At 74.8% G+C, this 18,436-nt stretch carries 17 protein-coding genes; 10 read left to right on the forward strand and 7 right to left on the reverse strand.

The window, feature by feature from the left end:
• Window positions 1-52: 52 nt before the first annotated feature.
• The 10 genes from AC3WSN_RS06550 (at window position 53) to AC3WSN_RS06595 (ending at window position 9,605) form a co-directional block, all read left to right on the forward strand.
• Window positions 53-1,537 (forward strand): hypothetical protein, encoded by a 1,485-nt coding sequence (locus AC3WSN_RS06550; RefSeq protein ID WP_492536801.1) that lies wholly within the window; start codon window positions 53-55, stop codon window positions 1,535-1,537.
• A complete protein-coding gene (locus tag AC3WSN_RS06555) occupies window positions 1,534-2,052 on the forward strand; it encodes a hypothetical protein (protein ID WP_492536802.1) in 519 nt (172 codons plus the stop codon). The genes AC3WSN_RS06550 and AC3WSN_RS06555 overlap by 4 nt, the downstream gene beginning before the upstream one ends.
• A gap of 13 nt (window positions 2,053-2,065) precedes the next feature.
• Window positions 2,066-3,244 carry a hypothetical protein gene (locus AC3WSN_RS06560; protein ID WP_492536803.1) on the forward strand — a complete coding sequence of 393 codons (1,179 nt, stop codon included), beginning with the start codon at window positions 2,066-2,068 and terminating at the stop codon, window positions 3,242-3,244.
• Between the two features lie 67 nt (window positions 3,245-3,311).
• Entirely contained in the window at window positions 3,312-4,298 is a 987-nt protein-coding gene (locus AC3WSN_RS06565) for a trypsin-like serine peptidase (RefSeq protein WP_492536804.1), read from the forward strand.
• Between the two features lie 89 nt (window positions 4,299-4,387).
• Entirely contained in the window at window positions 4,388-5,173 is a 786-nt protein-coding gene (locus tag AC3WSN_RS06570) for an OmpA family protein (RefSeq protein ID WP_492536805.1), read from the forward strand.
• Window positions 5,174-5,213: 40 nt separating this feature from the next.
• Entirely contained in the window at window positions 5,214-6,161 is a 948-nt protein-coding gene (locus AC3WSN_RS06575; protein WP_492536806.1) for a hypothetical protein, read from the forward strand.
• A gap of 28 nt (window positions 6,162-6,189) precedes the next feature.
• On the forward strand, window positions 6,190-7,155 hold the full coding sequence (locus AC3WSN_RS06580; RefSeq protein ID WP_492536807.1) for a hypothetical protein: 966 nt from the start codon (window positions 6,190-6,192) through the stop codon (window positions 7,153-7,155).
• Window positions 7,156-7,236: 81 nt separating this feature from the next.
• Window positions 7,237-7,851, forward strand: coding sequence for a hypothetical protein (locus tag AC3WSN_RS06585; protein ID WP_492536808.1), 615 nt, complete (start codon window positions 7,237-7,239; stop codon window positions 7,849-7,851).
• A 33-nt stretch (window positions 7,852-7,884) separates the two neighbouring features.
• On the forward strand, window positions 7,885-9,300 hold the full coding sequence (locus AC3WSN_RS06590; RefSeq protein ID WP_492536809.1) for a hypothetical protein: 1,416 nt from the start codon (window positions 7,885-7,887) through the stop codon (window positions 9,298-9,300).
• A gap of 11 nt (window positions 9,301-9,311) precedes the next feature.
• Window positions 9,312-9,605, forward strand: a complete 294-nt coding sequence (locus tag AC3WSN_RS06595) for a hypothetical protein (protein WP_492536810.1) — start codon at window positions 9,312-9,314, stop codon at window positions 9,603-9,605.
• Here AC3WSN_RS06595 and AC3WSN_RS06600 read toward each other — a convergent pair.
• The 7 genes from AC3WSN_RS06600 to AC3WSN_RS06630 all read right to left on the reverse strand — a co-directional run bounded on the left by AC3WSN_RS06600 (window position 9,602) and on the right by AC3WSN_RS06630 (window position 18,179).
• Window positions 9,602-10,162: a hypothetical protein gene (locus tag AC3WSN_RS06600; RefSeq protein ID WP_492536811.1), complete on the reverse strand. Its 561-nt coding sequence runs from the start codon at window positions 10,160-10,162 to the stop codon at window positions 9,602-9,604. The two genes, AC3WSN_RS06595 and AC3WSN_RS06600, sit on opposite strands and share 4 nt — an antisense overlap.
• Window positions 10,162-10,512: a hypothetical protein gene (locus AC3WSN_RS06605; protein WP_492536812.1), complete on the reverse strand. Its 351-nt coding sequence runs from the start codon at window positions 10,510-10,512 to the stop codon at window positions 10,162-10,164. Before AC3WSN_RS06605 ends, AC3WSN_RS06600 begins: the two co-directional genes overlap by 1 nt.
• A 118-nt stretch (window positions 10,513-10,630) precedes the next feature.
• Window positions 10,631-11,797: a VWA domain-containing protein gene (locus tag AC3WSN_RS06610; RefSeq protein WP_492536813.1), complete on the reverse strand. Its 1,167-nt coding sequence runs from the start codon at window positions 11,795-11,797 to the stop codon at window positions 10,631-10,633.
• Window positions 11,794-14,139, reverse strand: a complete 2,346-nt coding sequence (locus AC3WSN_RS06615; RefSeq protein ID WP_492536814.1) for a DUF5682 family protein — start codon at window positions 14,137-14,139, stop codon at window positions 11,794-11,796. Before AC3WSN_RS06615 ends, AC3WSN_RS06610 begins: the two co-directional genes overlap by 4 nt.
• A gap of 10 nt (window positions 14,140-14,149) precedes the next feature.
• Entirely contained in the window at window positions 14,150-15,259 is a 1,110-nt protein-coding gene (locus tag AC3WSN_RS06620; RefSeq protein WP_492536815.1) for an ATP-binding protein, read from the reverse strand.
• Complete coding sequence (locus AC3WSN_RS06625; RefSeq protein ID WP_492536816.1) at window positions 15,256-16,818, reverse strand: DUF5691 domain-containing protein; 1,563 nt, start codon at window positions 16,816-16,818, stop codon at window positions 15,256-15,258. The genes AC3WSN_RS06620 and AC3WSN_RS06625 overlap by 4 nt, the downstream gene beginning before the upstream one ends.
• The gene (locus tag AC3WSN_RS06630; protein ID WP_492536817.1) at window positions 16,818-18,179 is read right to left on the reverse strand and encodes an SWIM zinc finger family protein; all 1,362 of its coding nucleotides are present in this window, start codon (window positions 18,177-18,179) and stop codon (window positions 16,818-16,820) included. Before AC3WSN_RS06630 ends, AC3WSN_RS06625 begins: the two co-directional genes overlap by 1 nt.
• Window positions 18,180-18,436 lie beyond the last annotated feature (257 nt).

Below are 18,436 nucleotides of genomic sequence, written 5' to 3' on the forward strand. Positions count from 1 at the left end.
TCTGGCGGCCCAAGACTGATGCGGGACCAGCTCACGCGAGGGTTGCGGGGGGATGACAGGAGGTCACGGAAAGTTTATCGGCGAGCCGCGCCTTCGGGCGCGCAAGACAGACCGCGGGGGGCGACTCATCGGGGGCTATGACGAACGCTGCGCGGCTGACTTCGCCAGTATCGGCGAGGGGCGCGACCTGACACGTGAGGATCGGGCGTGGCTCGTCCGCGTCGTGACGGGCGCCGTGCGGCCGAACCGCGACAAGCCGCTCTGGGATCTCGCCCACGCCCTCGCTGCCCTCGCTGCCCTCACGCGGGCGCAGGATGGGCGCGACCTCGTCACCCTCATCCTCGATCCCCGGCTCGCCCGGCCTGCGGCGGCCGCGTCCCGCTTCGCCGACGCGCGGACGGAGGGCGCCGCCACGGACGCGCGCGGCCTCGTGCTGTCCGGCGCGCGGGACTGGCGCTGCACCTGGGCCGGTCTCGGCCGCCTGCTCGCCGTCGCCGAGTTCGTGCTGACCGCCGACGATCTCGCGTCCTTCGCCACGGTATCCGGCTGGCTCGACGAACTGGTGCGCGCGCCCGGCCCCGACGCGGCCGAGTTCCTGGGCAAGCGCCTCGCGCGGCAGCTGGCCGCCTATCGGAACGCCCACCTGCCGCTCGCTCCCCTCGAGCGGCGCTTCCGGGCGATCCTCGACCACCTCGACGGCCGCACGGTCTTCACCGACGACGACATCGTCGGCTACTGGCGCGCCGAGATGGCGGCGGGTGACGAGCGGCCGGGCTTCCGCACCGTCGCCGAGCACTTCGTCACCTTCGAGGTCGCCGGTCATCTCCTGGGCAGCCTCAGGAGTCTCGATGCGGCCGCCTCTCTCGACGCGGTCGCGGGCTGGGAGGAGCGTCTCGACGCCTCGCTGGCCGATCTCGCCACCGCCGAGCCGGCGGAGGGGCTCGCGGACCTGCTCGCCGACCTGCCGGACGGGCTCAAGATCCTCACGGGCGCCGAGCGGGACGACCTCGCCGACCTCCTCCGTCTCGACCCGTTCCACCGGACGCGCCCGCTCACCAGCCTGCGCGCGGTGAGTTTCGGGCGCGTCCAGTCCGGGCTCGCGAACCGCCTGCGCCGCGGCGGCGGCGGGGCCGGCCTCGCCGAGCGCGCGGCCTGCGCCGAGGCGGAGAGCTACGCGGCGGTGGCAGCCCGCGCGCGGGCACTGTCGGCCCATCTCGCGCGGATGCTGCGCATCGCGGCGGCCCTGCGCCTCGCCGAAGCCGACGGCCTCGCGCCGGAAGTGCACGCGGCCCTCGCCGCCGCGGAGGCCGACCTGAAGCGGGTGCGACGGGCGGGCTTCGACGACCGCGCGCAGGTCCAGGCCGGCTTCGCGGCGGCGGATGCGGCGCTCCTGCGCCTCGCCGACGAGGTCGACGGGCTGGAGCGGGCGCTCGATGCGCTCGCGCGGCAGCGCCCGCTGGACGCGGCTTTCGCGGCCGACCGGGCCGTCTTCGCCGAGACCCTCTCGGCGGCCTATGCCGGGGAGGCGGCAGCGTGAGCGAGGCGGCGGCGCGCCTGCTCGCCGAGATCCACGCGGCCCGCGCCCTGATGCGCGCGCCCGCTGCAGCCGCCGCGCGACCCTCGACGGCGGCGCTCTGGGCGCATGCTCTGCGCGAGGCCGGCGCGCCTCTCGACCTCGCGGTCGTGCGCGCGCTCCGGGACGATCCCGACGTCGCGCGACGCTACCGCACGCTGCTCGCCGGACAGGCCGTGGCCCACGCCCCGCTGGCCATCGCGGCCTCGGACGGCGACCTCGCGGCGCGTCGGGTCGGTCCCTTCCTGCTCGAGGTGGTGCCCGCCGACGGCGATGCGCCGCCGCTCCTGGTCATCCGCGGTGGCGACGACAGGCCGCTCCGGGCGCTGGAGGTGAGCCTCGGCGACGACGCGGTGCGCCTCGCGCTCCCGCCGCCGGTCGAGGGCGCGATCGTGATCGCCCTGGACCCGGCGGTGCCGGAGGCGGACCGGCTCGGGCAGCTCCTGCGCGATCCGGCCGCCGCGGTGTTCCTGCTGTGAGCGCCGGAACGCCATGACGCCGGTCGCGGTCCTGATCGTGGTGCCGACCACGGGCGGCCCGCTCGTGGTGCGCTCGCTCAAAGCCCGCCCCGGATTGCCGGCCTCGGCCGCCTTCGCGCAGGGCGATTACCGGCCGCTGCCCTGGTCGGGCGACTACGCCCGGCTCGCCGCGCCGGGCGGCCCGCTCGCATCCCTCGCGGGCGCGACGGCCGCGCATGAGCTGCGGCTGTCCGGCTCCTTCGACGCCGGCCGCTCCTGGGAGGTGCCGGTCTGCCTGGCGCACGGTCTCCTGGCGCGGGGTCATCGCCTCGTCGCGGAGCCGGGCGAGGCCGATCTCATCCTGTGGGCGACGGGCGCGGTCGATCTCGACCTCGCGGTGCTGCCCGGCGACTACGCCCTCCTCGACAAGATCGAGCGGTCGCGCGCGCTGCTCGACGCAGCACCGCAAACCCCGCGCGCGGTGCTGCTGCCGGAAGGCCCCGAGCGGGCGGCGGCTGTGAGTGCCCTTCAGGCCCTCGGCGCTCCGGGCGCCCTCAATCTCCTGCCGGCGACCAACGTGGCGGCGGCGCTGAGTGCCCTCACGGCGGGCGGGGCCGCCGAGGCACGGTCTGCCATTCCCGCATCGCGGTTGCGGCGTGGACCAGCCCTCGCAGCCGGAGCCCTCGCCCTGGGCGTCGCCGGTGTCGCCCTCGGAACCGTCTATGCACGCCCGCCCACCGCCGAGGCGCCGGTGACCGCCGCGGCCGTCCCGGAGCCGCGCACGGGCGGGACCGCACCACGGACCGGCCCATCCACGGCCGCTGTCAGGGCCGGATCCTCATCCGTCGCGGCCGCACCCCTCGTCCGCGTGGACGAACTCGTCGCACCCGCCCGCTCCTCCTGCCGCCGGGTCGCCTTCGGAGCCGATCCGCCCGAGCGCCGGCCAGTGCCCGAGGAGGCGGAGGGGCGGCTGCGCCCGACCCGCCTCGCGCCGGATCTGTGCGGCCTCGCCTTCCGCCCCGCCGCGCCCGGCGGCCGGATCGAGGTCGGTCCCGAGTTGCGCGCGGCGTCGCTGCCGCCGAGCGCGCTCGACGACGGCGCCCAGGCGTACTTCCTGCGCGAGGGCGCGCGCCAGAACCTCGTCTACGCGCTCCAAGCGGTTCCGGAGGCGGGAGCCGCGCGCCGCATCACGCACGCGCTCGAGCGCCCATGACAAGTTGCGTCAACGAAGCGGCGTCGCGCGGGCGCGGCTTCGCCGGCACGACCAGGGGAGGACAGGAATGGCCGAGGCCCGCCACCGGACACGCCGCGCGACGCGCGTCGCCCTCGTCGCGCTGAGTGCCTGCGCCGCGACGGGCGCGCGGGCGCAGAGCGTCGGATTCGACCCGGCCGATTACGGCAAGGCGCAGCTGCCCCTGCGTCAGACGACCGGGGATGCGGCGTCCTACGTCGACCAGAACAAGGGCGCGTTCGAGCCCATCGCCGAGCTCGACCCCAGCAGCGCCCTCGCGGCGCTGGCCCGTCCCATCGGCCGCGTCGACATCGTGATGCGGAACGTGTCGAGCGGCCAGATGATCGGCGCCTCCTGCACGGGCGAGCTGGTCGCGGGCGATTACGTGCTCACGAACCACCATTGCCTGCCGCAATCGGGCGAGTTCCGGCCGGTCAAGGCCTCGATCCTGATGGATTACCTGACCCTCGACGGGAAGGGCGCGCAGCGGTTCGAGATCGACCCCCGCCCTGTCGAGTTCGATCCGCGCCTCGACTACGCCGTCGCCCGCGTCGCCGGCCACCCGACGGGGACCTACGGATCGGTGCGGCTGTCCGCCGAGGCCGTCCCGGGCAACCGCTCGATGCTGGTGATCCACCACCCGATGGGCCGGCCGAAGGTGATGAGCCGCTTCCGCTGCTTCGCCCTCAAGGACCAGGCCGAGGGGCCGGACCTGCGCCACCGCTGCGACACTCTCGGCGGCTCGTCGGGCTCGCTGATGTTCGACGCGGATGCGGGCGTCGCCCTCCACAAGGAGGGCGGGCTCGACCCGAAGGACGCGACGAGCTTCAACGCCGCCACGCGGCTCGCCGCGATCCTCGGCCGGAGCCGCGTCCTCGCCGAGGCCGTCGCCGCGCAGGCGCGGCCGGCCGCCAAGGCCTCGGCCCCGCCCCGGCCCGGAAACCTAACGCCCGCCGCCGGCACCGCCGCGGCCAACCCGCCCCCGGGCGGTCCCCTCGATACCGACGGGATGAACGCCATCCTGCGCGGACGGTGACGGGACCCGGCGGCGAAAACCGCTCTGCCTTGCCCATGGACGGGTCAGACGGGGCCGATGCCCGGCCCGCAGGTACGAGGAGCACAGCCATGCGCACGGCTTTCGCGCGACCGCCGAGCCTGATCCTGGCCGCCGCCCTGCTCGGGACGCAGCCGGCCTGGGCAGGACCGCTGACCGAGGTGCCCGGCGCGCGGAATGCCGCGCCCGAAGTATCGGGGCCGCCGCGCGACGCGACCGCGGAGGCCGAGGAGGCGCGCGCCGCCAACCCCTCGGCCACCGCCATCATCCGCTCCCTGGCCCCCTTCGCCGACGGCAACCCGGGCGCGCCCGCCCAGCCGCTGGCGGTGACGCCCGCCGACGGGGGCGCGCCGATTCGGGTCGACGCGGCGCGGGCCGTCGATCTCACCGTGTTCTTCGCCTACGACAGCGCCCGGCTGACGCCCGAGGCGCGCATCCAGCTCGAGCCCCTGGGTCAGGCACTGCGCTCGGGCGAACTCGCCCGCCACAGCTTCCTGATCGCCGGGCACACCGATGCGGCCGGGGGCTGGTCGTACAACCGGCGCCTGTCGCTGGCCCGGGCCCGGGCGGTGCGGGCGCACCTCGTCGCGACCTACGGGATCGATCCCGAGCGCCTGCGCGTGCACGGCTGGGGTCCTGGACGGCTCAAGGATCCGGACGCGCCGCTCGCCCGGGTCAATCGCCGGGTCGAGGTGAGCCTGATCGCCCCCCGCAACGCTTCCCGAGGCGCCTGGAGCCTGCCCGTCCTCGCCGAGGCCGGCTGCCCCGGGCCGGGCCGCGCCGATCCCCGGCGCCGCGTCGCCCTCGACCTCGACGATTTCGACGCGGCCCCAACGCCGCTCCCCTGCGCCGACTGACCCTCACCGATCCCCGCGACCCGAGACAGGAGCCCAACCCATGCGCACGCTTTCCGCCGCCGTGTCGGCCGGCCTCGCCCTCGTCTTCGCCCTGTCCGCCGCCCCGGCGCAGGCGCAGGCCAAGCCCAACATCGTGGTGATGGGCGAGGATGCCGACGAGGATGCCGTGCCGCGGGGTAACCGCATCTTCCAGAGGGTCATCGCCGAACTCTCCGAGACGATGAACCTGCGCGGCTACAACGTCTACGACGAGACCGCGGTCGCCATGGGCTTCACCCAGCCGAACCGCGTCCGGCGCCGGGACGCCGAGCTGATCGAGGTCGCCCGCGCGGTGTCGAACCCGCCCCTCGACGTGGTTGCGATCTTCCAGATCTACGCCTCGGCCTCGAAGTCGGCCTACTCGGACATCGTGCGCCCGCAGGTGCGCATCCCCGGCCGGCTCCTCAACGTCCGGACGGGACAGTCCCTCGGCGCCTTCGAGGTCGCGGGCTTGCAATTGCCGCCCCTGCCGCAGGGCTGCGACCGTGAGTGCCTGCTGGAGCGGGTCGGCGCCGAGGCGAAGACGATCGCCGGCGACGTCGCCTCCGCGCTCACCGCCAAGCTGGATGGCTTCGTGGCGCCCCGCCGCGGACCGGACGCGGGAGGGCCCGCGGGCGACGCCGCGCCGGCCGCCCCGGTCGTCGGAGCCGGACCGGGCACGGGGGGCGAAGGCTGCGGCGGCCTGCCCACCGCCTACACGGTGCGCCTCGACGGGTTCTCGCCCCAGGAGGTGCAGGCGGCCGAGGAGTACATGGCGGCCTTCCGCTGCTACGAGCACCACCGCCCGGTGCGCGCCGGGGGCGCCTCGGCCGAGTACTGGTACGAGACGCGCTCCGATTCCGCCCGCCTCACCCGCAACCTGCGGCTGATGCTCGACCACATGAGCGCGCCGGGGCAGGTCCAGTTCTCCGGCAACACCATCGTCGTGCGCCGCATCGCGACGCGCTGAATCCCGAGACTCCGTCAGGGACATGCCGATGGCTTACCGCATTCCGCCCCGCCCGCTGGTCCGGCTCGCCGCGCTGCTCGCGCTGCTGACGGCGCCGCTCGCCGCCCGCGCCGCCGAGCCGGTCTTCCCAGCCAACGCGTCGGTCGGCCTCGTGCCGCCGCCCGGCATGACGCTCGCGAAGACCTTCGCGGGCTTCGAGCACCGGTCCGGCGCCTCCATCGTGATCGCCGAGATGCCGCCGGAGGCCTACCCGCAGCTCGTCGAGCGCTTCACACCCGAGACCCTGCGGGCGACCGGCTTCGAGGCCCAGGGGGCCGGCGAGCCCCTCGCCGTCGCGGGCGGCGAGGGGCGCATCCTGCGCGGCAGCCAGGCCGCGAACGGCCTGACCTACACGAAATGGGTCGCGATCGTCCGCGGTGCCCCGGGCACCGGCTTCGTGACCGTGCAGGTCCCGCAGACCGCCGACGCGCAGGTGCCGGGGCCCGCGGTGGAGGCGGCGCTGCGCACGATCGACTTCCGAGCCCCCGCGAGCCTGTCCGACCAGATCGCCGCTCTGCCCTACACGGTCGGAGATCTCGGGGGGCTGCGTCCCGTGCGCGTCTTCATGGGCAGCGGCCTCCTGCTGACCGACGGCCCGAAGGACATGGACCCCGAGGGCACGCAGGCGCTCGCCATCGTCACGCCGTCCATGGGGCAGGTGGCGGTGCCCGCCGGCGGCGAGGGCGCCCTCGCTCGAAAGGCCTTCCTGGGCGGCCTGCCGCAGATCACGGACGTCGCGGTGACCGGGGAGGATAGGTCGGTCCGCGCCGGTGCCACGGTCGTGCGCCTCCAGGGCACCGCCAAGGATGCGCGATCCGGGCGCAGCTTGCGCGTGACGCAGACGATGCTGTTCGCCAGATCCGGCTACCTGCGTCTCCTCGGCGTCGCCGGCCCCGACCAGACGCGCGCGCTCGACGGCATCGAACGCGTCGCCGCCTCGCTGGCGCTGCGGTGACGCCGCCGTGACCCCGTCCCGCGCCCGCGCCGCCGAACGCCCTGCTTTCGGCACCCCGATGCGAACCGGAGAGACCTGACCATGCGAACGATCCTCGCCGGCGCGGTCGGCGCCCTGATCATCGCAGCGCCGGCGCGCGCCGAGGCGGTCCCGACGCTTCTGCGAGACTGGACGGCGCTCAACAGCCTCTGTCGCGGCGGCTCCGGCGACGACCCGCGCACGCAAGCAGCCTGCGACCGGCGCGACGCGCTCGACCGCCGGCTCGCCGCCGCGGGCTGGTGCTACGGGCGGCCGGGCGACATCGGCGCCCAGCGGACCTGGCAGCCCTGCGGTGGCGCGGCCGGACAGCCCGCGCAGGCCGGGACCGGAACGCCGCAGGGCGCGGCGCGCCGCGCGCTCCTCGATGCCGCCCGCGGCCCCGCCGAGGCCGGGCGCGGCCAGCCGGTGCAGTTCGTCGTGCACGCCCTCAACCGGGACGGCCCCTGGGCCTTCCTGTTCGCGCGGATGCAACGGCCCGACGGTCGCCCGCTCGGGCGCGGCGCCGACGACCTGGGATCGAACGACTACGCCGCGCTCCTGCGCCAGGACGGCGGCGGCTGGCGGGTCGTGGATTTCGCCGTGGGACCGACCGACGTCGCCTGGGAAAACTGGGACCGCCGCTACGGCGCTCCGGCCTCCGTCTTCGCGGTCCGCTGAGGCCGATCATACCGTCCGAGCGGGGAGACGCGCATGCGCGGACGCCTTGGGTTACTCGCGCTCCTGCTGATCCCGGCCATTGCCGCGACGCAGGCGCCGGCCCTGGACAGCCTCCGCGCGTTTGCGCCCGATCCCGCCCGGCCGCCCGGGGCGGGGTCCGATGCAGCCGCTCCGGATCCGGGGGATCCGGACCTGCCCTTCGCCTCCACGCCCGACCTGCGCGCCCGCACGGTGGCGGAGCGGGTGCGGCGGATGCAGATCGCCGATCCTCTCGGCGCCGCGGTGGCGGCCCGGGAACTCGCGCAGCACGATTACGACGCCATCTTCCGCGGTTTCCTCGCCGGGACCGTTTTGCGCGAGACCGACGCGGGCGACGTGCTCGCCGCCTTTATCGTCCTGCAATGGATGGTCGCCAACGATGCGACGACGGAGCCGAGCCCAGCGGCCCTGCGGGCGATCCGCCGCCAGTTCGTGGTGCCGCTCGCGACCAAACCGCCCCTGTCGCTGCCCGGCGCGCGCGCGTCGTTCGCCGAGGAGGTGAAGCTCCGCGCGGTCCTGCACCATGCCGGCTGGCAGGCGGCCAAGCGCGCCGGGACCCTGACGCGTTTCCTCGCGACGCTGCCGAGCGACCTCCTCGCGCCGGCGACGCTGCGCACCCTCGCAATGACCGATGACGGACTGGTGCCGCGGGGCGCCCGGACGCGCGCGGCGCAGCCCGCCCCCTCGGTGCCCCGGGGGGCCGCCCGCGCGACACCGCCCGCGCCGGAGCTGCCGGCCGAGCCGCGCTTCCCGGGGAACTGGGCGACCGTCGAGGGCGTGTATTTCCGCGCCGCGTACGGCGTCGGGGTCGGCGGCATGATGATCATGCGCTTCGAACCCCTGATCCTGCTTCGCGACGGCACAACCTACGAGGTCGCCGCGGCGGCGCTGGAGGATGTCGATCTGACGGCCGAGCGCGTCGCCAAGCCCCGTCGGTTCGGACGCTGGACGCGGGCCGGCGACACGTTCACGCTGACCGACGACCGGGGCCGCGCGGACACCTACAAGCTCCAGGACGGCCGCTTCTTCCGCGCCTTCCCGGCCGGTGCGGGAGAGACGGTGGCGCAGAGCTACCGGACCCTGGCGGGCGGCGGCAACTCCGCCCTGGGCGGCGACGTCATGATCGCCGTCTCGAACCGCTACGATTTTCGCGCGGACGGGACCTATGGCCGGGGTGGCTCGGTGGGGGCCACCAATTCGGGGGCGACGAGCGGCGTCGGCTCCGCCGTCTCGGGCCGCCGCGCGCCGGAGGGCGGGCGCTATGCCCTCGATCGCCACACCCTGACCCTGACGGCGCCGGACGGCCGCGTGCGGCGCCTGTTCTTCGCCTTCGCCTCCCACGGGGATCCGCCGGCGATCGACCGCGACATGATCTTCGTGGGCGACGACGCCTTCACGCCTCCGCGTTGAGGAACCGGGCCGTGATCGCCGCGTTGCGCGGGCCGCTGGCGGCAATTCTCCTGATCCTGCCGATGGCCGCCTTGGCCGCCCTGCCGCCGTCCTGGCAGCGGGTGCGCGCGTTCCAGGCCGTGGTCGAGGCGGCCGCGCGGATCCTCGGGAACCGGCCCGTCGACGCGGTCGAGCGCGTGGATGACGATCGCTTCCTCGTGCGGGCGGGAGACTGCCGGGTCACGGTGCGCCTCGTCATCCGTCACCGGGCCGAGCCCGGGCCGCAGCTGTTCGACGCGATCCCGGACACGCCCGACTGCCCCTAGCGCCGCCGGCCCCGCGCCTGCGCCATGGCGTCGAGTATGGCCGGGATCCCGCCCTGCACGCCCTGCCCGGGCAGCCAGAAGCCGCCGCCGAGGATGCGGTTGAGGCGCGCGGTGAGGCGCGCCCGCCGCGTCCAGGGCAGCGAGGCCAAGCGATCCGCCCGCGGGTGGAGGCAGAGGAAGGCCTGGGCGCCGATCCCGGACTCGCTGACGTGGTCGAGCGCCGACCACGGGATCCAGTCCGTCGAGAGCCGCCGGTCGAAGATGCCGTGCGCCGAGACCGAGACGACCGGACCGCGGCGCAGGAGGTCGCGCAGGATCGCGACGGCGCCCAGACCGAAGAACGCGCCGCCGATGACGAGCACGGCCGTACCGACGGGACCGGTTCCGGAGACGAGCGCGAAGGCCGTGCCGGCGATGAAGACAGCGGCGGCCGCGAGGAGCCCCGTCAGGCGCCAGCGCGCCACGGGCAGGTCGATGCGGCCCTCGTCCGGCGCCGGCTCCCGCGCCGGTCCGCGTGACGGCCTGGGCCGTTCGCCCGCGACCGGGCGGGCCTGCATCAGACGGGCCGCCCCGACGGACCCGCGTGCATCGCGCCGATGATGGCGAGCACCCCGAGCAGCACCATGAGCACGGAGCAGTACTGCATCGGGATCCAGAACAGGGTGTGGCGGGAGCGCAGGATCACGGTCTGCCCCGTGCGCGGATCGAGGAGTTCCCGGCCCGGACGGTTGTTCAGCCGGGTCCCGAGCCACCAGTTGAAGGCCGCCGCCACGACCCAGACGAGGATCACCCCCGTGGGCGTGGGAATGCCCAGGCGCGCGAGCGCCGGGTCGAGCAGCACGCTGCCGATCAGGCCCGCGCCCGCGATCAGCGCCGAAAGCATGCCCCAGCCGGACCAGATGATCATCGCCGTCCCTCTTCTTCGTGTGCGAACGGACTCGCCCCGCGGGACGAGACCCGGCCGGCAGAAGCCGGCTCGGTTCTAGGATGGTCGGCCCAGTCCCACTTTTGCTGCTGGATCCCGATCATCCGGTGCGGGGACCGGAATCGGCCGGCACCGCCGCTATGCCGGCGGTGGCCGCCCAGGCCTCGAGGTCCGCCTTGCGGATCGCGGCCGCCATCAGGTCCGGGAACAGATCCGGCGTGCACGCGAAGGCGGGCACGCCCAGGGCGGCGAGGCGCGCGGCCAGCGACCGGTCGTAGGCCGGCGCGCCCTCGTCGGAGAGGGCGAGCAGCGCCACCACCTGAACGCCCGACGTCACCAGCCGCTGCGCCTGCGCCAGCAGGCCGGCCTCCACCCCGCCCTTGTAGAGATCGGAGATCAGCACCAGCACCGTGTCCTCGGGCCGCGTGATCCGCGATGCGCAGTAGCCGACCGCCTGGTTGATGTCGGTGCCGCCGCCGAGCTGGACCGAGAACAGCACCTCCACGGGATCGTCGAGGTCGTCGGTCAGATCGACCACCTCCGTGTCGAAGACCACCAGCCGGGTCGAGACGGCGGGCAGCGAGGCCATCACGGCGCCGAAGATGCTGGAATAGACCACCGAATTGGCCATCGAGCCGGACTGGTCGATGCAGAGGATCACGTCCTTGAGCGAGCCGCGGCTCTTGCGGCCGTGGCCGAGGCGGGTCTCGGGGATGATCGTGCGGTACTCGGCCTGGTAGTGTCGCAGGTTCGCCCGGATCGTCCGGTTCCAGTCGATCTCGGCGTGGCGGGGACGGCGGTTGACGCTGGCGCGGTCGATGGCGCCGTTGACCGCCTGCCGCAGAGGCTCTTCCAGCTTGGCGAGGAGCGCGTCCACGACCTTGCGGACCACGAGGCGGGCGGTTTCCTTCGTGCGGCCGGACAGCACCCCTCGCATCGCGATCAACGTCGAGACGAGAGCGACGTCGGGAACCACCGCTTCCAGCATCTCAGGCTCGGTGAGCATGCGCTTCAGGTCGAGACGGTCGAGGGCGTCGCGCTGCATCACCTGCACGACGGCGGCGGGGAAGTAGTCGCGGATATCGCCGAGCCAGCGCGGTACCGAGGGGGCCGACGAGCCCAGTCCGCCCTTGCGATCGGAATCGTACAGAGCGCCGAGCGCCCGGTCGAGGCGCAGGTCGCGCTCGTCGAGGCCGTGGCCCGTCCCCTCCGCCGGGCCGCCGCCGAGGACGAGGCGCCAGCGGCGCAGGCGTTCGGTCTCGCTCACGGTGCCGCCTCCGGCGTCTCCAGCCCTGACTCCGCCGGCACGGGCGCGAAGAGCAGGCGCAGGATCGGCAGAACCGTCGCGGCCCGCTCGGCATCGTGGAAGCGGCCGGGCAGCGCGTCTGCCGCGCCCGCGCGTCCCGGGTTGCCCAGGGCGGTCCCGATCGCGCGGCGCTCCGCGGGCGGGATCGTCGAGAAGGTGCGGCGCACGAGGGGGAGGAGTTCGGTGAAATGCCCGTCCTCCAGGCCGCAGAGCCAGTCGTCGAGGACGGCGAGGAGCCCCTGGCCGTGGAGCAGCACCGTGCCGCTGTCCTCAAGGAAGCCCTCGATCCAGGCGGCGGCCGCGCCCGCGCCGGCCGCACGCGACAGGGCGCGGCCGAGGCGCGCGCCGGCCTGCGCAGTGTCGAGAACGCGCGCATCGAAGAGCAAACGCACGGCGCGGCCGACGACGCGACCGTGCACGTGCTCCTGGCCGGCGAGCGCCCCGAGCGCCTCGCGCCAGGGCGCCGTGAGCTCCGGATCGTCGAGGAGGTCCAGGGCGCCGGTGACGGCGGCGATACGCGCCTTGGCGGCGGCGGCCGCGTCGTCGTCGAGGCTCTGGCAGGCGGCGACCAGCCCCGCGGCGGCGCGCGGCACCAGACCCCGGACGGCCGCGCGCACGGGGGCGGTGTCGGCGCTGCGCACGGACCCGTAGCGGGCGAGTTCGGCGAGCGGCGGCAGGGCCTCCATCAGGTCGAACACGTCGGCCGACAGGGCGGCGCGGTCCTCGATTGCCCGGATCACCGCGGCGGTGGCCTCCGCGAGGTCGGCGTCGAGGAGGGTTCCGATGAGCGTCGCGAGTTCGGCGACCCGGGTCGCCTCCGCGGCCCGGCGGCTCACCTGCGCGGCGGCGGCCTCGGCCACCGTCCCGCCATCCGCGGAGGCCGCCACAAGGTCCACCACCCATTCGGGCTGCCAGCTGAGGAACCACGCCTCCTTGAAGGTGCCGCGCCCCCGCGCCGTCCGCTGGGTGCCCCAGGGAATGCCGATCAGCGCGAGCCGGTTGAGGAAGTGGCTGCGGGCGAGGTCTGTCTCCTTGCGCAGGTCGAGGACGATCTCACCCGCATCCGTCCCGGGCTTGAGGCGCAGGCTCCTGCAGACCTTCGCGAAATCGACCTCGACGGGGGTGCCGGGGCTGTCCGGCGGCGTGGCGCCGAGGCGCTCGCCGATCACCAGCTTTCGCCGGATCAGCGCCATGGGAGCGGGGTCGGCGAAGCACAGCGTCGCCTGCGCGGCCTCGTCGAGATCCTCGAGCGACGGGCGGCTCCGGCCGCGAAGACCGGAGAGGGCCTCGGCCAGGCGTGCAGCCTCGATCACCGAGGCCGGGGAGGCGTCGAGATCTTCCGCCCGCAGGAGCGCGGCGGCGCGCGCGAGCCAGCGGGCCGCGACTTGGTCCCCGTGGTTCCAGAGCGTGTCGTACCACTCGGGCGAGAGCACGCCCGCGCGGTAGCCGCTCGCGGTGGCGAGCCGCTCGTAGGACCAGGGCGCCCAGGCGCTCGCGACCTTGGTCTTCGGCAGTCCCTTGAGGGTCGCGGCATCGGCGGCGGATTGCCCCCGCGCGTCGTGGCGCGCCAGGGCCGGCACGTGCCACGCGCCGCACACGACCGCGATGCGCGCGAAGCCGTCTCGCCCGGCCCGGCGGATCGCGCCCCGCATATGCGCCTCGCGCGCCTCCTCGCGGGCATCCTGCCCCGATCCGGTCTCCCGCGGCTCCGGCCCGGTTGTCGCCCGCAGGGCCGCCATGGCCTCCCCGATGGCGGCGAACACGTCCTCGTCGGTGCCTGCACGGCTCTCCACGAAGGCATCCCACCAGCGTTCGCCGTCCGGGTAGCCGGCAGCTTGCGCGAGTTCGCCCAGCGGGTCGCGCCGCAGCGCAGCCGGCGCCGCCTCCACCGACGCGACGGCCGCGCCGGGCGGCTCGGGCCCGTCCGGCACCTCACCCGACGCCGCCTCCGCGGAGACTTCTTCCGCCGGCTTGCCGAACCCGTCCGCGAGCTGGATCGCGTGCGGCAGGTCGATGAACCGGACCGCCGCGCCCGCCGCGATCCCGTGGCGCAGCGCCACCCATTCGGGGGAGAACCCCGCGAAGGGAAAGAACGCGCAGTCACGGGGGCGGTCCGGGCGGTAGACGAGGAGCGCCACCGGCGGCGCCATGGCTGCGTGCGCGGCGAGCGGGATCAGGCCGTCCGCGTCCGGCGGCCCTTCGATCAGGAGGCAGTCCGGCGCGAAGGCGTCGAGGGCCGCCGCCAGCGAGCGCGCAGAGCCCGGCCCGTGGTGGCGGATCCCGAAGAGGCGGATGTCGGGCATCGGGCCCCGCTCACGCGCTCGCGCGGGCGGCGCGGTAGAAGTCGCGCCAGCCCTCGCGCTCCTTGACCACGGTCTCCAGATACTCGCGCCAGACGATCGCGTCCTGCACCGGGTCCTTCACCACGGCGCCCGCGATGCCCGACACGAGGTCGCCCGCCGTGAGCCGGCCGTCGCCGAAATGGGCGGCCAGCGCCAGGCCGTTGCCGACGACGCTGATCGCCTCGGCCGTCGAGAGCGTGCCGGAGGGCTGCTTCACCTTGGACTTGCCGTCCTCGGTGACCCCCTCGCGCAGCTCGCGGAAGATCGTGACGACGCGGCGGATCTCGTCGGCGCCCGGCGGCTCGGCCGGGATCTCGAAGGCGCGGCCGAGCGAGGCCACGCGGGTCTCCACGATCGCGATCTCCGCCTCGATCGTGGCGGGCGGCGGCAGCACCACGGTATTGAAGCGGCGCTTCAGGGCGCTCGACAGCTCATTGACGCCGCGGTCGCGGTTGTTGGCCGTGGCGATGATGTTGAAGCCCTTCCGGGCCGGCACCTCCGCGTTGAGTTCGGGGATCGGCAGGGTTTTTTCCGAGAGCACCGTGATGAAGCTGTCCTGCGTCTCGGACGGGATCCGGGTCAGCTCCTCGACGCGGGCGATCATCCCCGTCTCCATGGCGCGCATGATCGGCGACGCGACGACCGCCTCGCGGCTCGGCCCTTTGGCGAGCAGCAGCGCGTAATTCCAGCCGTAGCGGATCGCCTCCTCGCTCGTGCCCGCCGTGCCCTGCACGATGAGACGCGAGGTGCCGCAGATCGCGGCGGCGAGGTGCTCGCTGACCCAGCTCTTGGCCGTGCCGGGCACGCCGAGGAGCAGGAGCGCCCGGTCGGTGGCGAGCGTCGCCACCGCCACCTCCATCAGGCGCCGCTCGCCGATGTATTTCGGCGTCACCGCGAACCCGGAGCGGAGGTGCCCGCCGAGCAGGTAGGTGACGACGGCCTGGGGCGAGAGCAGCCAGTTCGGCGGCCGCGGCCGGTCGTCCACGGCCTTGAGCGCCGCGATCTCCTCGGCGAAGGCATCCTCGGCGGCCTGGCGCAGCCGCGCTCCACCCTGCTGTGTCTGCGTCACGTCCGTCGTCATGTCCGAGGCGCGCTCCCGTCCGCGATCAGGTCTCCGAACTCGCGCCGCATGGCGGCGCGCAGCTCCAGGGTCTCGGCCAGGCTGGCGAGCTGGCCGCGCAGGCGGCTGGCGTCGCCCTCCGGAAGCCGGGCCAGGATCAAAGCGGCCGCCGCGGCGGCCCGGTCCGTCGGGGCCGCGCTGTTGCCGAAGCGTGCGATAATCCAGGCGCGCGACAGGGACTCGCGCGCCGCGTCGGTGCCGCGACTGACGGCGGCGACCCAGTCCAGCAGGGCGTCGGTGAAGGCAGGGGAGAAACGCGGCGGACCCTTGGCGAGGAGCGGCAGCGCGCCGATCCCGTGACTGCGCAGCAGGGACGCGACGGCCTCCTCCCACGCGGCGGCCGGCAGCAAAGCCACGCTCCGGGCCCACAGGTCGGAGAGCGCCTCGGTCCGCTTCACGCCCGGCAGGCGCCCCTCCCAGGCCACGAACAGGCCTTCGGCCAGGGCGTAGATCCACGCCGGGTCGCGCTCACGGCGCACGCAGCGGTAAAAGCCTTCGAGCAGCGGGACCGACCACTCACTCTGCAGGGCGAGGTCGATCCAGAGCCGGGGCGGATGATCGGCGAAGGCGCCGAGCGGTGCCGCCGCCAGGATGTCGCGGAGCAGCCCGGCCCGTCGGCCGCCAGAGTCGCGCGCGTAGGCGTTCGGCTCGATCCCGTCGCGGGCGAGGTCCGGCGCCTCCTCCGGCAAGGTGACGGTGAGCGCGTGCCGCGTGCGGATGAGGAGGTGGCGCCGGCTCTCGATGGCGAGGGCTGCCCGGGTCCGCTCGGCCATGCGACCACCCAGCTGCGAGCCTGGCAGACGCCGGAGCAACCGCTGCGCGCAGGCGCGCACCTCGCCGGCGCGGTCGTCGAGGCAGCCTTCGAGGAACGGCTCGTCCGCCAGGCTCAGGCCCTCCTCGAGAGCGTGCAGGAGCTGGGCGCGCAGCTTCGCCTTCTCGGCCTTGAAGCCGGATGCGAGGACCGCGCGCGCGCCGTCCGGATCGCGGCGGCGGAAGGCGGTCAGGCCCTCGTAGCGATCGGCGGGAGCGTCCTCGGCCGGGTCGGGCGCGGCAGCCTCGATGCCGCAGGCTTGCGCGAGCCAGTCGAGTTCCGGGCCTGCGATCGACCGGACCAGCGCGGCCTCGCCGCCGCGCAGGGCCGCCAGTTCCGCGTGCAGCCAGGACGGGGCGCGCAGGCCGGCCTGTTCGGCGAGCGCGAACCATTCCCGCCTGCGCGGCTCCGCGGACGATCCGGCGGCCAGGAGGGCGTGAAGGCGCCGCGCCGCGGCCGGCGGGCATTCCGGGCCGCCCACCGGCCGCTCCGGCGCGGCCCGCAGGGCCTCGGGGCCGATGCCGATGCCGGCGCGAAGGAGGAGGCCCTGCACCGCGATCTGCGCGAGGAGGGCCCCCCCCGGCTCGCCGACCGGATCGAAGCCGGGCATCGGGGCGTCCGACGCGGCGGACGGGGCACGGTCAGCGCCGAGGAGTGCGGCAGCCAGGGCCGCATCCCAGTCCAGATCCGACGCGGTGACGGCCTCCATCAGGCCGCCTGAACCAGGATCGGGCGCGGCTCCTGGGGTGGCACGGTGTAGAGCCGGCCCTCCGCCACCAGGGCCAGGGGCGCGAGCCCGGTCCCGTCGTACAGCCCGAACAGGTCCACCGAATGCCCCGCCGCGACGGCGAGGAGAGCCGGCAGGTGCGGGGATTCGCGCAGGGGCAGGCAGCCGGTGGCATCCCCCGCCGCGAAGGCCGAGTCGTCGGCGAGGCGCCCGAGGCGCACGCCGCCGAGGCGGAGGGGCCACCGTTCGGTCCAGGGCGCCCGCGCCAGCACCGCCGCGAAGGCGTCGCGGGCGGCGCCGACCGTGCCGGCTCCCGGCATCGAGCCTGATGCGGCGGGGACGGGTCTCCCGTCGCGCAGGACGGCCCGCAGGACCGGATCGCCGGGATGGAAGGCGAGCGCACCCGAGAAATTCTGGCCGGCGACAGGGGCCGCGGGCAGCGGCGTGCCCGGCGGCGCGTACGCGATCACCTGCGCGAGGGCGCCCGTGCGGCGACCGGCGAGCCAGACCGAGCGGGCGACGAGCCGATCCTCCTCCTCGACCGAATGTGCGAGGACCGCCCAGTCATCGTCGTGGCTCGGCCGGGTCGCCAGGATCTCCGCGCTCACGGGCAGGCCCAGGGCGGCGCGGACGCCGGCGGCCTGCTCAGGGTCCAGGAGGCTGAGCCGGCGCGCGGCGCGCACGAGGAGGGCGATCTGGCCGACGGCCAGCGCCAGGGCCGCCTCAGGCCGGGGGGCGCCGGGGACGGGGCCGGCGGCCGCGAGCCCCGGCAGGGCACGCACCCGCCGCGCGAGACCGGGCACCTGCCCGTCCACGAGCCGGCCGGCCATCCGGTCGAACACCGCGTAGGGTTCGGCGCGCGCCGCCGCGAGACCCCGGCGCATCAGATCGGAAAGCCAGAGATCAAGCTCGTCCAGCGCGGCCGCGACGCGGTCGGCGCGCGCCTGCAGACGCTTCGCCTGGGCCTTGGCATCCACGGGCCGGTCCGGCTCGCGAGCCCGGCTTTCCGCGGCCACGGCGCGGTTCTCGCGCCCCGCGACCCAGGCGCTCACCCAGTCCGGCGGCGCGATCTCCGGGAGCGGGGCCGCGGCGTCGATCAGCATCAGCCCCAGGGCGTGCTTGCAGGGGAACTTGCGGCTCGGGCAGGTGCATTTGGAGGCCGCCTTGGCGGGGTCGGCGACCGTGCGGTAGGGGCTCGCGCCGCTGCCCTTGACCTCGCCGAAGATCGCCGCACCCGCCCGGCCGAGTCCGCGCCACGTCGCGGGCTTCGCCTGGTCCTGGCCGGCCTTGCGGCTCGACGCGTCGGGGGCGAGCGCGAGGATCTGGTCGACGGTGAGGCTCATGCGATCGGCGGATCAACTCACGTCAGGCATCGTCGGGCGCGACAATCTGCACGATCCGTCGTCGGCGGCAAGCGAAACCATCAACACTGCGCAAGTTCAGTCAAACCCTGGATCGGTTCTAACAAGAATGATCGGCGCTCGCGTGCGTTCTATAGCAATGACGATCCGCGCTCCTTTTGTCGGCAAGCTTGTGAAGCGACACGGGCACATGCTACCGATACAACCCTGCTTCGGTCTTCGCGGCGATCTAGAGCCCT

The organism is Methylobacterium sp. FW102-HT35C08, assembly GCF_058790235.1.

Excerpts from the sequence above, each read along its gene's own strand:
- AC3WSN_RS06550 (WP_492536801.1), top strand. The coding sequence starts at position 53 with ATGACAGGAGGTCACGGAAAGTTTATCGGCGAGCCGCGCCTTCGGGCG.
- AC3WSN_RS06560 (WP_492536803.1), top strand. The coding sequence starts at position 2,066 with ATGACGCCGGTCGCGGTCCTGATCGTGGTGCCGACCACGGGCGGCCCG.
- AC3WSN_RS06565 (WP_492536804.1), top strand. The coding sequence starts at position 3,312 with ATGGCCGAGGCCCGCCACCGGACACGCCGCGCGACGCGCGTCGCCCTC.
- AC3WSN_RS06570 (WP_492536805.1), top strand. The coding sequence starts at position 4,388 with ATGCGCACGGCTTTCGCGCGACCGCCGAGCCTGATCCTGGCCGCCGCC.
- AC3WSN_RS06575 (WP_492536806.1), top strand. The coding sequence starts at position 5,214 with ATGCGCACGCTTTCCGCCGCCGTGTCGGCCGGCCTCGCCCTCGTCTTC.
- AC3WSN_RS06580 (WP_492536807.1), top strand. The coding sequence starts at position 6,190 with ATGGCTTACCGCATTCCGCCCCGCCCGCTGGTCCGGCTCGCCGCGCTG.
- AC3WSN_RS06585 (WP_492536808.1), top strand. The coding sequence starts at position 7,237 with ATGCGAACGATCCTCGCCGGCGCGGTCGGCGCCCTGATCATCGCAGCG.
- AC3WSN_RS06590 (WP_492536809.1), top strand. The coding sequence starts at position 7,885 with ATGCGCGGACGCCTTGGGTTACTCGCGCTCCTGCTGATCCCGGCCATT.
- AC3WSN_RS06600 (WP_492536811.1), bottom strand. The coding sequence starts at position 10,162 with ATGCAGGCCCGCCCGGTCGCGGGCGAACGGCCCAGGCCGTCACGCGGA.
- AC3WSN_RS06605 (WP_492536812.1), bottom strand. The coding sequence starts at position 10,512 with ATGATCATCTGGTCCGGCTGGGGCATGCTTTCGGCGCTGATCGCGGGC.
- AC3WSN_RS06615 (WP_492536814.1), bottom strand. The coding sequence starts at position 14,139 with ATGCCCGACATCCGCCTCTTCGGGATCCGCCACCACGGGCCGGGCTCT.
- AC3WSN_RS06620 (WP_492536815.1), bottom strand. The coding sequence starts at position 15,259 with ATGACGACGGACGTGACGCAGACACAGCAGGGTGGAGCGCGGCTGCGC.
- AC3WSN_RS06625 (WP_492536816.1), bottom strand. The coding sequence starts at position 16,818 with ATGGAGGCCGTCACCGCGTCGGATCTGGACTGGGATGCGGCCCTGGCT.
- AC3WSN_RS06630 (WP_492536817.1), bottom strand. The coding sequence starts at position 18,179 with ATGAGCCTCACCGTCGACCAGATCCTCGCGCTCGCCCCCGACGCGTCG.